The 15,290-nt window shown below is 39.8% G+C and carries 14 protein-coding genes; 9 read left to right on the forward strand and 5 right to left on the reverse strand.

All coding sequences use genetic code 11. From position 1 onward, the window contains the following. Positions 1–194 precede the first annotated feature (194 nt). Both B9Y87_RS20040 and B9Y87_RS20045 read left to right on the forward strand, forming a co-directional pair. A complete protein-coding gene (locus B9Y87_RS20040) occupies positions 195–1,133 on the forward strand; it encodes a calcium/sodium antiporter (RefSeq protein ID WP_085500746.1) in 939 nt (312 codons plus the stop codon). Between the two features lie 21 nt (positions 1,134–1,154). Further along, positions 1,155–2,780 carry a carboxypeptidase-like regulatory domain-containing protein gene (locus B9Y87_RS20045; protein ID WP_085500747.1) on the forward strand — a complete coding sequence of 542 codons (1,626 nt, stop codon included), beginning with the start codon at positions 1,155–1,157 and terminating at the stop codon, positions 2,778–2,780. A 75-nt stretch (positions 2,781–2,855) separates the two neighbouring features. Here the strand turns inward: B9Y87_RS20045 and B9Y87_RS20050 are convergent, their stop codons facing one another. After that, positions 2,856–3,869, reverse strand: a complete 1,014-nt coding sequence (locus tag B9Y87_RS20050; RefSeq protein ID WP_085500748.1) for a glutamine synthetase beta-grasp domain-containing protein — start codon at positions 3,867–3,869, stop codon at positions 2,856–2,858. 197 nt (positions 3,870–4,066) lie between these two features. Between B9Y87_RS20050 and B9Y87_RS20055 the strand changes: the two genes are divergently transcribed. The 4 genes from B9Y87_RS20055 (at position 4,067) to B9Y87_RS20070 (ending at position 9,254) form a co-directional block, all read left to right on the forward strand. Continuing rightward, on the forward strand, positions 4,067–6,253 hold the full coding sequence (locus tag B9Y87_RS20055; RefSeq protein WP_085500796.1) for a glutamine synthetase III family protein: 2,187 nt from the start codon (positions 4,067–4,069) through the stop codon (positions 6,251–6,253). Between the two features lie 90 nt (positions 6,254–6,343). After that, on the forward strand, positions 6,344–7,522 hold the full coding sequence (locus tag B9Y87_RS20060) for an AIR synthase related protein (RefSeq protein ID WP_085500749.1): 1,179 nt from the start codon (positions 6,344–6,346) through the stop codon (positions 7,520–7,522). A 49-nt stretch (positions 7,523–7,571) separates the two neighbouring features. Further along, on the forward strand, positions 7,572–8,015 hold the full coding sequence (locus B9Y87_RS20065) for a QcrA and Rieske domain-containing protein (protein ID WP_085500750.1): 444 nt from the start codon (positions 7,572–7,574) through the stop codon (positions 8,013–8,015). Between the two features lie 285 nt (positions 8,016–8,300). Next, positions 8,301–9,254: an FAD:protein FMN transferase gene (locus B9Y87_RS20070; protein WP_245808764.1), complete on the forward strand. Its 954-nt coding sequence runs from the start codon at positions 8,301–8,303 to the stop codon at positions 9,252–9,254. 3 nt (positions 9,255–9,257) lie between these two features. On the opposite strand, the gene B9Y87_RS20075 is transcribed toward B9Y87_RS20070, so the two are convergent. Continuing rightward, the gene (locus tag B9Y87_RS20075; RefSeq protein WP_085500751.1) at positions 9,258–9,905 is read right to left on the reverse strand and encodes an ATP-binding cassette domain-containing protein; all 648 of its coding nucleotides are present in this window, start codon (positions 9,903–9,905) and stop codon (positions 9,258–9,260) included. Positions 9,906–10,292: 387 nt separating this feature from the next. On the opposite strand from B9Y87_RS20075, the gene prfA reads away from it, so the two are divergent. Then, a complete protein-coding gene (prfA, locus tag B9Y87_RS20085; protein ID WP_085500753.1) occupies positions 10,293–11,369 on the forward strand; it encodes a peptide chain release factor 1 in 1,077 nt (358 codons plus the stop codon). Between the two features lie 5 nt (positions 11,370–11,374). Then, entirely contained in the window at positions 11,375–12,193 is an 819-nt protein-coding gene (gene pyrF, locus B9Y87_RS20090) for an orotidine-5'-phosphate decarboxylase (RefSeq protein ID WP_085500754.1), read from the forward strand. A gap of 5 nt (positions 12,194–12,198) precedes the next feature. Here pyrF and B9Y87_RS20095 read toward each other — a convergent pair whose 3' ends face one another. Beyond that, positions 12,199–12,396 carry a hypothetical protein gene (locus tag B9Y87_RS20095; protein ID WP_085500755.1) on the reverse strand — a complete coding sequence of 66 codons (198 nt, stop codon included), beginning with the start codon at positions 12,394–12,396 and terminating at the stop codon, positions 12,199–12,201. Positions 12,397–12,585: 189 nt separating this feature from the next. Here B9Y87_RS20095 and B9Y87_RS20100 point away from each other — a divergent pair, with 189 nt between their 5' ends. After that, positions 12,586–13,365 (forward strand): alpha/beta fold hydrolase, encoded by a 780-nt coding sequence (locus B9Y87_RS20100; RefSeq protein WP_085500756.1) that lies wholly within the window; start codon positions 12,586–12,588, stop codon positions 13,363–13,365. Between the two features lie 277 nt (positions 13,366–13,642). Here the strand turns inward: B9Y87_RS20100 and B9Y87_RS20105 are convergent, their stop codons facing one another. Continuing rightward, positions 13,643–14,344 (reverse strand): DUF4197 domain-containing protein, encoded by a 702-nt coding sequence (locus tag B9Y87_RS20105; RefSeq protein ID WP_085500757.1) that lies wholly within the window; start codon positions 14,342–14,344, stop codon positions 13,643–13,645. A gap of 55 nt (positions 14,345–14,399) precedes the next feature. Further along, a complete protein-coding gene (gene purU / locus B9Y87_RS20110; protein ID WP_085500758.1) occupies positions 14,400–15,251 on the reverse strand; it encodes a formyltetrahydrofolate deformylase in 852 nt (283 codons plus the stop codon). Positions 15,252–15,290: the final 39 nt, after the last annotated feature.

Raw genomic sequence — 15,290 nt, forward strand, 5'->3', positions numbered from 1 at the left:
CTGCCAAATGAGGTATGGGGAGGTGGGAATTGAATGTGTGATATCATAAGTGCATTCAAGAATTGCCGGGTATTTACGCAAAATAATAACTTGTAAAATTTTAGGCCTTAGGCAATAGCTGATCAAAGTTAGGGGTTTCTTGCCATGTTGAAAAGAAGTCGGATTCTTGGTTATATTTGTGGGAAAACATTTTGATGCTGGATATATTTCTTATTGTCTTAGGACTGGTATTGTTGATTGCGGGGGGGAATTGGCTTTTGAAGGCGGCAGTGGCCTTGTCGTTAAAACTTAATATCCCAAAAATTGTTATAGGTATGACGGTGGTTTCCTTTGCAACTTCCGCACCCGAGTTGATTGTTAGTGTAAATGCTGCCTTGGAAGGATTTCCCGATTTGGCATTGGGCAATGTTGTGGGGTCCAATATTGCCAATTTAGGTTTGGTGCTGGCAATAACCATAATTTTGGGCAGCATTGAGGTTAGAAAGAGTTTTTATACTACGGATTGGCCGGTTATGATGTTGGCCTCCTTGTTATTCTTCATTTTTATTTATTTTGATGGCGAATTGCAAAGATACGAGGGCTTTGTCATGGTGGTCGTACTCTTTATTTTCCTAGTATATTTATTGCGTTTTCAGAAAACTGCCGTTGTTGATGAATTGCCTGAAGATGATGTGCCGCTGCCTATATATAAGACGGTGCTATTTTTGGGGCTGGGAGGGCTTGCCCTTTGGGGAGGATCGGAGCTATTGATTAAGGGTGCCGTAGGGCTAGCTACTTTTTATGGTGTTAGTGAGCGGGTAATTGCAGTAACCGTTGTATCAATTGGGACTAGTATTCCGGAATTGGCCGCCTCGGTCATTGCCGTAATTAAGAAGGAAAAGGCCATTTCACTGGGAAATCTAATCGGGTCGAATATTTTTAATCTTTTGGCTGTTTTGGGTATAACATCAATGATTACACCTATTAAAGTGTTGGACCAGGGCTTGCTGACCAACGATATTTTTTGGATGTTGGGTACATCCTTTTTAATCCTTCCACTAGTGTTTTTACCGAAAGGGCTTAGGTTGGGATGGAGGGACGGAGTAATCCTTCTAGCGGTTTACGTGCTATTTGTATATTTAACAATAAGCTAAAGAAGTTGATATAATTAGATTATGGGAAGGTTTCGTCATTTTATTTTTGCTTTCTTTATTATGGCATTGGCCAAGGTACATGGTCAGGAAAATCAATATATAAGCGGCGTTCTTCTCGATTCCGAAACCTTGGAACCCATATCTTTTGCCAGTATTAGGGTCAAGAATAGGGCAGTGGGTGTTATTTCCAACAATGATGGCAGTTTTAGGGTTCCTCTCAAATTTAGGGAGTTGAACGACACCTTGCATATTTCCTCCATGGGATATGACTCCAGGGAAATAGTGATTAGCAGTTTAAGGCCCAAGGAAATAAATCAACTATACTTAAATCCTATGCTGGTCCAATTGGAGGAGGTTACCCTAAGTGCATCCAAGAAAAGTAAAAGAGACAGAAATGCGGGAAATGACAAAGATAAGCCCGTAACGGCCGAAGACATTATTGCCAAGGCCATAGAAAAAATCCCGCTAAATTATCCCTTTAATCCACAGTCCTACGTTGGGTATTACAGGGATTACCAATGGAAATCCGGAGGCTATACCAATTTAAATGAGGCCATTGTTGAGGTTTTTGATCAAGGTTTCGGGACATTGGATTATGAGGATTCCAATACAAGGATATACGAGTACTCGAGAAATACGAACTTTCCAATAGATTCCTTGAGTGAAAGGCTATATGATTATGGCGAATATAAGACCAAGACCATCCCCAAGGCTTATTTGAATAGTTACGGGGGCAATGAATTTGTAATATTGCGCATCATGGATGCCATTAGGAATTATAACACCTTCTCTTATTCATACGTAGATCACTTGGATACTGATTTTGTTAAGAACCATGATTTTACAATTGAGGACGATACCTCATTGGATGGGGTATCATTGTATGTAATAGATATTTATAAACACAATAGAAGGATAATGGTACGTGGCAAGATTTATATTTCCAAGGATAATTTTGAAATCGTTAAATTGGAATACGCCACTTATGACGCCTTGCTGGGAACTAGGAAAATAAGTAAGACCAGTAAGAGGATTGAAGACAGATTACTTTATCGAACCGTTGTGGAATACAAGAAAGAGGGCCATAAAATGTTTCCCAGTTATATTTCCTTTAGCAATAAATTTGAGGTAAAGGTGCCACCGGTTTTTACGGCAAAGAACGTGCTTATAGACTTTGAAAACCAGCGATTTGAAATTGCATTCAACAGGGTGCCCTTGCATTTCAAGGTGCTTAAGGACAAAAATTACAATATTAGTTATAAGGGTAAGGGTATAGATATCGAGAAGGTTGTTCTGGCGGATAGTGCAACCGTACAGTTGTATCCCAAGATAAACCTTGGAGATCAGGCCTTGGAGGTGTTTTACAAAGAACCAGGGGAAATAGCCAAAGATGATTTTCGGATAGTCATGGATAACATTATAGATATGGATGGGAACAAGTTGGATTACTCCGAGACGTATTCCTTAATGCAATTCAGGGAATTTTTTGTTCAGCAGCGAAAACCGGTGGTGCAATATCCTGACAAGCATCTTTATATGGATAAAAATTGGCCCATTTTCCAGGGTCAACCCATCGTTAAACCTGATAATTACAGTGATTTTTGGATGAACACTCCACTGCGTAATGAGGGTGCTGTCATAAAATAATGTACATAAAAAAACCGCCCCTCTTTCTCAAAAGGAACGGTCGGTAAAAATAATCAACAATTATTTTTTTACTCTTTATATTTTGGCGGATTTAACCGTTTTAACGATTCTTCCTGCTATTTTGTATGGGTCACCATTGGAAGCTGGTCTTCTATCTTCCAACCAACCTTTCCAGCCTTTTTGAACTGTAATGATCGGAATTCTAATAGAGGCACCTCTATCGGAAATACCATAACTAAAGTCATTTATAGAAGCTGTTTCATGTCTTCCTGTCAAACGCTGTTCGTTAAATTCACCATAAACGGCAATGTGCTCTTTAACAACTGGACGGAAGGCCTCACAAATCTTTTCGTAAACTTCCCTAGAACCACAGGTTCTCAAAGTAGTGTTGGAGAAGTTAGCGTGCATACCTGAACCATTCCAATCGGTGTCGCCAAGAGGTTTGGGGTGGTATTCAATATAGTAACCGTGTTTTTCGGTCAATCTGTCCAATAGATATCTTGCAACCCAAATTTCATCACCTGCTTTTTTGGCACCTTTGGCAAATAACTGGAATTCCCACTGTCCACATGCAACTTCTTGGTTAATTCCCTCAAAGTTTAGACCGGCGGCGATACATGCATCTGCATGCTCTTCTACCAAGTCACGTCCGTGGGTATTTAGACCACCAACGGAACAGTAGTACATACCTTGTGGTTTTGGGTAACCACCTCTAGGAAATCCTAGTGGTAACTCTGTTTTGGTGTCCATTATGAAATATTCTTGCTCAAATCCAAACCAGAAATCATTGTCTTCGTCCTCAATGGTTGCCCTAGCGTTTGATACGTGTGGGGTTCCGTCAGGGTTCATAACCTCGGTCATTACAAGGTAACCATTAACACGATGCGGGTCGGGATAAATTGCTACGGGCTTTAACACACAGTCAGAAGATCCTCCTTCGGCCTGGCGGGTTGAACTTCCATCAAAAGACCAGATAGGGCAATCTTCCAGTTTACCACTGAAGTTATCCTCAATCTTGGTTTTACTCCTCATGTTTTGTGTGGGCTCGTACCCGTCCAACCAAATGTATTCTAATTTAGACTTGCTCATAATATGTATTGTTGATTTTTATTATTAACGCAGACAAAAATAATAATTTTCATCATATATGCCATTTTTTAGTGGGTTAATTGATGATAATGTTGATATTTTTTTGAAGACCCCTATTTTTTTGGGGGTATATTATTAAATATGTATTTTATGTGGATTATTTTAATGAATTGTTATTTTTGTCAAAAAATGTATTTATGTCAAATCAAAGATTTAAGGCCATAACTAGTAGTCATACCAGAACGGAAATAGTTGTGGAAGACTCTGGAAGACGTTCGGAGTATTTTGGAATGAACGTGTTCAATGAGGAACGTATGCTGCAATACTTGACCAAGGATGCTTATGACAGGGTAAAGGCGGCCGTAGTATCCGGTGTTAAAATAGACAGGAAAGTTGCGGACCAAGTAGCGGAAGGGATGAAGACATGGGCTATATCGATGGGAGCAACCCATTACACCCATTGGTTCCAACCTCTTACAGGAACCACTGCTGAAAAACACGATGCATTTTTTGATTTTTCACCGGAAGGACGGGTAATGGAGAAGTTCGGGGGTGGCCAATTGGTGCAGCAGGAGTCGGATGCTTCCAGTTTTCCAAATGGAGGAATACGCAATACTTTTGAAGCTAGGGGCTATACGGCTTGGGACCCCACTTCACCGGCATTTCTTTACGGTACCACTCTATGTATACCAACCGTTTTTGTGGCCTATACCGGGGAAGCCCTGGATAATAAAGCCCCACTTTTGAGAGCGCTGAATGCCATGGATGAGGCCGCGACTGCGGTAGCCAAATTTTTTGATAAAAATGTTACGAAAGTATATGCCACATTGGGCTGGGAGCAGGAATATTTCTTAATAGACAAGTCCTTGGCTTTTTCCCGACCCGATATTAGTCTGGCCGGTCGTACCTTGGTTGGTCAATCCGCCGCAAAAGGCCAGCAATTGGACGATCATTATTTTGGGGTTATTCCAAATCGCGTTTTGAATTTCATGAAAGATTTGGAAAAGGAATGTACCAAATTGGGAATTCCGGTTAAAACCAGACATAATGAAGTTGCCCCCAATCAATTTGAGTTGGCTCCTATCTTTGAAGAAACCAATCTGGCCGTAGACCACAATCTATTGCTCATGGATGTTATGGAAAAGATTGCCGATAAGCATTTCTTTAAAGTGCTCTTTCATGAAAAACCTTTTAGGGGAATAAATGGTTCCGGCAAACACAACAATTGGTCTTTGTCCACAGATACCGGTGTTAACCTGCTTAGCCCTGGATCTACACCCATGAAAAACCTTCAGTTTTTAACTTTTTTCGTGAATACGATAAAGGCAGTGGATAATTATGAGGAGCTATTGCGTTCTTCGATTGCTTCCGCCGGAAACGATCATAGATTGGGAGCCAACGAGGCGCCTCCAGCCATCTTATCCATTTTTATAGGGGAACAATTAAATGAGGTGTTAAATGAACTGGAAGGCGTAACCAAAGGGAAATTGTCCCCTGAGGAAAAAACGGAATTGAAGTTGAACGTGGTAGGTAAGATTCCGGAAATACTTCTGGACAATACCGATCGTAACCGTACCTCGCCCTTTGCATTTACCGGAAACAAGTTTGAGATGAGGGGGGTTGGTTCCAAGTCCAATTGCGCCAAACCCATGATGGTACTTAATACCATTGTGGCCAAGCAACTTATGGCCTTCAAAAAGGAGGTGGACCAATTGGTGGACAAGAAAGGCCTAAAGAAGGATGAGGCTATTTTTAATGTCCTTAGGGAATACATAAAAACTTCCAAGAGAATAAGATTCGAGGGAGATGGTTATAGTGAAATATGGGAGAATGAGGCCAAATCCCGTGGTTTGAGCAATAATAAGAATACCCCAAAGGCATTGCAAGTACTTACCTCCAAAGAAAGTTTGGCACTGTTCAAGTCGATGAACGTTATGAGCGAAATTGAGGTCAGGGTGCGACAAGAGGTGGAATTGGAGGAATACATCCTTCATATTCAAATTGAAGGTAGGGTCTTTAATGAGCTTGCTTATAGCTATATCATACCGGCCGCCGTGGAGTATCAGAATAAGTTAATAAAAAATGTGGTAGGGCTGAAAGAAATTTACGGTGCCGCCCACAAGAAAATGTCCGAAAGCCAGTTGGATATTGTTGAGCGTATTTCCGAACATATCCGCGCTATTAAGATCAAGACAGACGCTATGGTAGACGAAAGGAAGAAAGCCAATAATATATCCGATATAAGCAAGAAGGCCTTTGCCTATTGCGATAACGTGCGGCCTTATTTTGACGAAATTCGTTACCACTGCGATAAATTGGAACAATTGGTAGGTGATGAATATTGGCCTCTAACCAAATATAGGGAACTATTGTTCATTAAATAATAGGAAGATTTATTAATTTATGAATTAAAAGCCCATGATTAGTGGGCTTTTTTTTGTGGATTCTTCTATTTTTGTCGCAAACTTTTATTCATGAGCTCATCCAACAGCAAAAGATACGATCAAAGAGGGGTTTCCGCTTCCAAGGAAGACGTGCACAATGCCATTAAAAATATTGATAAAGGCCTGTTTGCTAAGGCTTTTTGTAAAATTGTGCCCGATTACCTCACCAATGATGAAGAGTACTGTTTGGTGATGCACGCCGATGGTGCGGGTACGAAATCCTCTTTGGCCTACATGTATTGGAAAGAGACAGGTGATATCACTGTATGGAAGGGAATAGCGCAAGATGCCCTAATCATGAACGTGGACGATCTTATTTGTGTTGGGGCAACGGACAATATTATGTTGTCTTCTACCATAGGGAGAAACAAAAACTTAATTCCTGGAGAAGTCATTTCGGCCATCATAAATGGTACGGAAGAGTTGATCGAGGATTTGGAAAAACATGGGATAACCATAAGGTCAACTGGAGGGGAAACGGCAGATGTAGGGGATTTGGTGCGAACCATTATCGTTGATTCCACGGTAACGGCAAGATTAAAAAGGAGTGAGGTGATCAATAATGCCAATATAGAAGCTGGAGATGTCATCGTTGGTTTATCTTCCTCTGGGCAGGCTAGCTATGAAAAGGAATATAACGGGGGTATGGGTAGCAATGGGCTTACCTCTGCCAGGCATGATGTTTTTGCCAAATACTTGGCGGAAAAATATCCAGAAAGTTTTGACGCGGCCGTGCCAGAAGATTTGGTGTATTCCGGTACTGTAAAATTGACCGATGCAGTGCCCGACGCTCCCTTGGATGCGGGGAAATTGGTGCTGTCCCCAACCCGGACCTATGCTCCTATTGTAAAAAAAATTCTAAGTAAGTATTCTGCGAACGATATTCATGGCATGGTGCATTGCAGTGGCGGTGCACAGACCAAAATTCTTCATTTTGTAGATAACCTACATATTGTTAAGGATAACCTATTTCCTGTTCCTCCCTTGTTTAAATTAATTCAAGAGCAATCGGAGACGGACTGGAAGGAGATGTACCAGGTTTTTAATTGTGGACATAGATTGGAATTGTATGTAAATTCCGCTATTGCGGACGACCTTATTGCCATTTCGGAGAGCTTTGGGGTTGCAGCCCAAATTGTGGGTAGGGTAGAAGGAAATGCTGTTAAAAAACTCACAATTAAAAGCGAGTACGGCACCTTTGTTTATTAGGGTATACGAATACCCTTTTTCCTACGTTGTTTTATAAAGAAATTACGTTATGGAAAGAAAGCAGTTTTTAAGGACTTTAGGTACCGGAGCGGCATTTGCCCTCGCTTTTCCCTGCTTGCATGGCTGTTCGTCGGATAGCGATGAAGCTATAGACCCCAAACCCGTGCCAACTGGCGTGGATTTTACCATTGATTTAAGTTCTGCGGAAGGAGCCAAATTGCAAAACAATGGCGATTTTATAGTTAAGAATTATGTGGTAGTGGTTAAAAACTTGGAGGGCGAATTTGTGGCCGCAAGCCAAATTTGTAGTCATCAACAGACAGACGGGATAAGTTTTAAAACAGACAATGGAGGTTATTTTAAATGCTCCACCCATGGTTCTACCTTTAGTCAGACCGGTACCCCATTAAATCATATCGGTAACGATGTTGCCAAACCCCTTAAAATATTTAATACGGAATTAGAAGGGCAGATCCTTCGTGTTTTTGAATAATCAAAACTTTTTTAACTACTTGCTTGCATGGGATTTTCCTGTAGATCGCTCTTCGGATGTTTATTTTACATCTTTTTACCATTTTCTTTGCAGTCTTTTTGCATAGGAAGGTCGGTTGCAAATCTCGTGTCAAAAAATGAGGTAATGATTATTGGATTTTGGTTTGCTTTCAGTGGATCTAGGTTTTCCAAGGGCAATTCATTTGTTATAGGTCGTGATAAAAAAAAGTTCCATTTTTAATATTGTTCTAGGGTGAGGGCTACATTTTCTCTTTTAATATTTTGCATGGTACTTATGGGCCATGCCCAAGGGCTTAATTATGTGACCGTTCAGCGATCGGTGAACTTAATGGGTGATAGATTTGATATCACCGTAGTAGCGGATAATGAGGAAATTGGCTATATAAACATAGAAGAGGCTGTTTCTGAAATTAAAAGGATAGAAAAACTGATATCTTCATGGGACGAGGAATCCGAAACTTCAAAAATCAATAAAAATGCAGGTATAAAACCGGTAAAGGTAAGTGTGGAACTTTATAAGTTGATTGAAAGGGCCAATCAGATTTCCGAGATAACGAATGGTGCATTTGATATTACATTTGCGGGTTTGGATAGGGTATGGCAGTTTGACGGCTCCATGAAGTACAAGCCTACCAAGAGCGAAATAACAGAGTCCGTAAGCAAGGTGGGGTATAAAAAAATCATCTTGAACGAGGAAGATCATACCGTCTTTTTACAATTGAAAGGAATGAAGATTGGTCTAGGAGGGATAGCAAAGGGATATGCTGCCGATATGGCCAAAGAACTGTTGGTGGGGAAGCAGGTGCGTGCAGGGGTTATCAATGCCGCGGGTGACCTAACCACTTGGGGTACAAAGGCTACCGGTGAAAAATGGTTGATAGGTATTGCAAACCCTCTAAGTAAGGAAAAAATATTTTCGTGGCTCCCTGTTTTGGAGTCCTCGGTAGCTACTTCCGAGAGTTACGATAAATATATCACTTTTGATGGAAGGAAATATTCGCACATTCTTGATCCGAGAACAGGAAACCCTATTTCGGGAATATATAGCGTATCGGTGTTTTCAAAAACCGCTGAATTATCGGATGCCCTAGCTACGGCTATTTTTGTACTTGGCGTTGATTCGGGATTGGCATTGATTAATCAATTAAAGGGAACCGAGGCAATCATTGTGGATGATAACAACAAAATGCACAAAAGTAGTGGGATCCTTTTCAATTAAGTCCTAATTGATATAGCCTTCGCTCTTCAGTTCTTTCTTATCCTCAATTTGTTTGGAACAACCGTTTTTAAGAAGATAGACCGTATCGCTTACGTCTAAAATATCATTGTAAAAATGATCGGTCAAGACTATAATGCTCTTTTTCTTTACCTGGTGGATAAGGGCCTTGAATTTCTCAACAAATATTGGTGCAATGAATGAAAAGGGTTCGTCTAGAAGTATAATTTCCTTATTGGACATGAGTATCAAGTAAGCTTCAATAACCCTAATTTCACCACTGGATAAATCCTTGATCCTACTTTTGTCGTATTCTCCAAAACTCTCGAAGAGGTTTGTGAATTGCTCCCAGGAAGCATTGAATAATCCAAATACGTACTTTAAGCTTGAATGTCGTGGCAAAAGAGGATATTGGGGCAGGTACCCTATTTTTCCGGTTGTGTACATAGGTCCTGGAAAACACTTTCCATTACTGCGGATATTCTTGTATTTGGGCTGTAAATCCCCAAATAGAATTCTCAATAAGGACGTTTTTCCGCAGCCATTTCTTCCAAGGATACCGGTAACTTTTCCGCGTTCAGATTTTATATAGATACCGTATAGGACCTTTTTTCCATCAAACTCCAGTTCAACACTGTCAATTTCCAAGGTCAAAATAAACGGATGAGGTTAATAAATATTAGGCTTAGGGCAATATCTATTAGAAATGAATTTAGGATAAGGACTATTTTGGACAAACCAAAATTTTGATAAAATGTCAATCGTTTTCGCCGGGCAACATCATAATGCGAAAGGAAGACCCCTAGATAGAATAATATCTTGAAACTCAAGACCATGGAATTTAAGTTGGATATCTTGAAAATTACACTCCCACTAAAAAGCATAAAAACCATAACAAGAAAGGATATCCAAAGGTAGGGTTTGGCAAAGCGGAAACTTAATTCATAGGTTCTAAAATTGAAAATAGAATTCATCTATTGAATAGGATATGGCTAAATGTACAAAATTATCGTAAATTCGCAGTCCAAGTGTAGATTGTATATGATAGATAAATTAAACATAGTAAAGCAACGTTTTGATGAGGTTGCGGACCTTATAATTCAGCCTAATATTATTGCTGATCAAAAGCGTTATGTGGCACTAAACAGGGAATATAAGGATTTAAAACAGCTGGTAGACAAGAGGGGTCTTTATTTGGAGTATACCAATAATATTGCCGAGGCAGAGGAGATTCTGGCCGATGGCAGTGATCCCGAAATGGTAGACATGGCCAAAATGCAGTTGGAAGAAGCCAAGGAAAAATTGCCCAAATTGGAAGAGGAGATCAAGTTGATGCTAATACCAAAGGATCCGGAGGATTCCAAGAACGTAGTGGTAGAGGTAAGAGCAGGTACCGGAGGGGATGAAGCCAGTATTTTTGCGGGCGATCTATTTAGAATGTACACCAAATACTGTGAATCTAAAGGGTGGAAGACAAATGTCATTGACCTAAGTGAAGGTACGAGCGGTGGTTACAAGGAAATTCAGTTCGAGGTTACCGGTGAGGATGTGTATGGCACTCTTAAGTTTGAGGCGGGCGTACACCGCGTACAACGTGTTCCACAGACCGAAACCCAAGGTAGGGTACATACCAGTGCCGCTACGGTTATGGTACTTCCCGAGGCCGAGGATTTTGATGTGCAGATAGACCCCAAGGACGTGCGTATAGATTTTTTCTGTTCCTCGGGACCTGGAGGTCAATCCGTAAACACCACCTATTCTGCGGTAAGATTAACCCACATTCCAACAGGTTTGGTAGCGCAGTGCCAAGATCAGAAATCACAACACAAAAACAAGGAAAAGGCATTTAGGGTATTGCGTTCCCGTTTGTACGACATGGAATTGGCCAAAAAACAAGAGGAGGATGCTGCCAAGAGAAATTCGCAGGTAAGTAGTGGTGACCGTTCGGCTAAAATTAGAACTTATAATTACCCACAGGGTAGGGTAACGGATCATAGGATCGGATTAACGCTATACGACTTGCAAAACATTATTAACGGCGATATTCAACGTATTATAGACGAATTAAGTTTGGTTGAGAATACGGAGAAACTAAAGGAAGCCTCTGAGATTTTTTAATTCCTATGACCACTGATTTTTTAGTTGGACAGATTCGAAAAAAGGAATCCTTTCTTTGTATTGGGTTGGACACGGACTTGGATAAGGTTCCAAAGCATCTATTACAAGAGGAAGATCCCATTTTTGCTTTTAACAAGGCTATAATTGATGCCACACATCATTTATGTGTGGCCTATAAGCCCAATACCGCCTTTTATGAGGCTTATGGGATAAAAGGATGGCAGGCCTTGGAAAAAACTATCCACTACTTAAATAGCAATTATCCGGAAATATTTACAATTGCAGATGCCAAACGTGGGGATATTGGCAATACCTCCACTCGTTATGCCAAAGCCTTTTTTGAGGATTTGGGATTCGATTCTGTAACTATTGCACCTTATATGGGAAGGGATTCCGTGGAGCCATTTTTGGCGTTTAAGGATAAACATACCATATTACTGGCACTAACTTCCAATAAAGGAGCGTTCGATTTTCAAACAAAAAAGCTAGAAGGAAAGGAATTGTACAAGCAAGTACTGGAGATTTCCAAAACCTATGAAAATTCTGAAAATCTAATGTATGTGGTAGGTGCTACCAAGGCAACTTTTTTAACGGAAATAAGAAATATTATTCCAAATAGTTTTCTTCTTGTACCAGGTGTAGGGGCACAAGGAGGTAGTTTGGTGGAAGTGTGCAAATACGGAATGAGTGATAATGTAGGTCTTTTGGTGAACTCATCCAGAGGAATTATTTATGCTTCGGACCAAGAAAATTTTGCGCAGGCCTCTGCCGAAAAGGCAAAAGAATTGCAGCAGCAAATGAGTTTGGAGCTTAAAAAGCGCTAAGATGCCTAATGCGCTAAGGTTTGAATGATTTTTTGGATCTTAGCGGCCTTCAATTCAAAAAATTCGGCAAGTTTTGAATTGGAGTATTTTGTACTGCTAGCCTTGTCCATGAAACTTTGATATTGGTGCTCCAAAAAACTTATTTCTTTATAAGCATTGGTAATAGTGGATACGGAACCCACTTTACAATATTGATTTTCCATATTTTTTTTTTTACTAACAAATATAATTGGAATAAGGGTTTAATGGAGGTTGTGGGTAAGCGCATTTATCTAATAATCAGGTAATTTGTCTATTTTTTAACCTTGGGTTAATGTTGGGAAATATATTTTGAACTTTTAGGGTCACTTCAAGTGCATTGGAATTAACACTACATTTATAAAAAATGAATATTGATCAGTTATAATATACATAGTCATGATACCTCCCAAAAATGGGTGACTTTTGTGCATGGTGCAGGAGGTAGTTCCACTATTTGGTACAAGCAGCTTAGGGAATTTAAAAAACATTTTAATGTACTTCTATTGGATCTTAGGGGCCATGGGAACTCCAAGATGCATTTAAAGGACGCCTTTAAGAGCAAGTATACTTTTGACAATATTACCGAGGATATATTGGAGGTGATCAATTTTGAAAAGATTGAAAAATCCCATTTTATTGGAATTTCCCTGGGAACAATTTTAATTCGAAATTTGGCAGAGAAGCATCCCCATCGGGTAGAGAGCATGATTATGGGAGGGGCCATTATGAAATTGAACCTCAGGTCGCAAATATTGATGAGACTCGGTGTAATTTTAAAATCTATAGTCCCTTATTTATGGCTGTACAAGTTTTTTGCTTTTGTAATAATGCCCAATAAGAACCATAAGGAATCGCGATTACTTTTTGTTCGAGAGGCTAAAAAATTGTACCAAAAGGAATTTATTCGATGGTTTAAGTTAACCTCGGAGATTAACCCATTGCTACATTTTTTTAGAACGGTAGATATAAAAATACCTACGCTGTACGTAATGGGGGCAGAGGACTATTTGTTCTTGCCTACTATTCAACAAATAGTGCAGGATCATAAAAGTGCAGAGCTGATAGTGGTCCAGAACTGTGGGCATGTTGTGAATGTGGAGCAGCCCCAGTTCTTTAACGATACGGTTATACGCTACCTCTTGATAAAATAATGTAACCATTGCCTTCAGGAATGGCGCAAATTGTATCCTACCATATGCCAGGGGCCTTGTGTATGTGGTAATCAGCGCAAATGGATTGGTGTACCAACAAAAAAACCGGTGCTCCCACCGGTTTTAAACTAACTAACTCAAAAAATACTAACTCAAATTCTTTTGGTATAACTTAGATTGCAATTTTAGACAACTAAAAAGTTGTAATCTGTGCTTGTTTAAATGTAACGTAACGCAATTGGATATATTGTGTAAATTGACTATAAATAGATCATTTTTAATCCTGTAGGGCAAAAACCTTTTTCAGCACCTCTGTGGTTCTTGAGGAAACCTTGTTCCTTATTTCCTTTTCCTCAACGGCAATCATCGTAAATACGCCTTTTAAGGCTTCTTGAGTAACGTAATCTGTTAGGTCTGGATTTACATTATTGGTAAGCGGTATGCTGTTGTATCGCGTAATTAGGTTGTTCCAGATTTTGTCCGCTCCAACTTTTGAAAAGGAATTTTTAATTACTGGGTTAAATTTATTGTAGAGTTCTGTTTGCGTAGCATTGGTAAGGTACATGGTTGCTGCATTGTCCGAACCCAAAAGAATGTTTTTGGCGTCATTAAAGGTCATTCCCTTTACGGCATTTACAAATATGGGCGTGGCTTCACCAACAGCGTCCTCTGCAGCCCTGTTCAATATTTTTAGGCCTTCATCAGCTAGATTGGCAAGTCCAATGTCCCTGAGGGTCTTGTCTACTTTCTGTAATTCTTCGGGAAGCATAATTTTTACCAGTTCGTTCATAAAAAAACCATCGGTTTGGGTTAGTTTGCTTACCTGCTTGTCTATTCCCATATTAAGGGCTTCCTTTAATCCGTTTGCAATTTCGTCATTGCCCAAAGAGCCTCCTTGAGGTAATTGGTAGACTACCTGTTGTAATTCCGAACATCCAATAAATTGGAATAAGACTACGGCTAATATTATTTTTTTCATTTTATAATTTTAAAGTTATACCTATAACTTATCCTGATACGATTTAGTGCCTAAGCTAAGAGAAAATTACCGTCTTGTTGTTGTAGACCATGGTTTTCCTGTTAATATGAAGCTTTACGGCCCTGGATAGTACAATTTTTTCCAAATCCCTACCCTTGGTAATAAAGTCCTTGATGCTATGTGCATGTGTTACTGTGGTAACATCCTGCTCAATAATGGGGCCGGCATCCAATTCCTCGGTAACGTAATGACTAGTGGCACCTATTATCTTAACCCCCCTCTCAAAAGCGGCATGGTATGGCTTAGCACCGGCAAAGGCAGGGAGGAAGGAATGGTGAATATTGATTATCTTATTGGGATAGTGGTCAATAACCTTGCTGCTAACAATTTGCATATATCTGGCCAATACTATAAAATCTATTTGATATTCCTTCAGTAGTGTCAATTGCCTATTTTCTGCTTCACTTTTTGTACTTTTTGTTACAGGTACATGAAAAAAGGGAATATCGAATTGTCTGGCCACATATTCCAAATCGCTGTGGTTACTTAAAATGAAGGGTATTTCAACCTCTAGTTCCCCGGAATTGTACCTACTTAATAAATCGTATAAGCAATGGTTGTATTTGGAAACAAAAAGCGCCATTTTAGGTTTTACAGATCCCAAATACAAACTCCACTCCATTTGGTGTGGTATGGCCAATTCTTCTTCAAATTCTTGTTTTAAATTCTTAACGGCTGGAATGTTCTTTTCAAAATCGCTTTCCAGTCTCATGAAAAACACACCCGCTTCTTTATCTACGTGCTGATCGATATAAATAATATTACCACCTTTTCTGTGTATAAATCCGGTTACAGAACTGATAATTCCGGATTGGTCGGGGCAATTTATGAGGATAGTTGTCTTCAAAGTTTAACGGTTTTAGGTGGCAAAATTAGGATTTTAGGA

The organism is Arenibacter troitsensis, assembly GCF_900177645.1.
GTDB lineage: Bacteria > Bacteroidota > Bacteroidia > Flavobacteriales > Flavobacteriaceae > Arenibacter > Arenibacter troitsensis.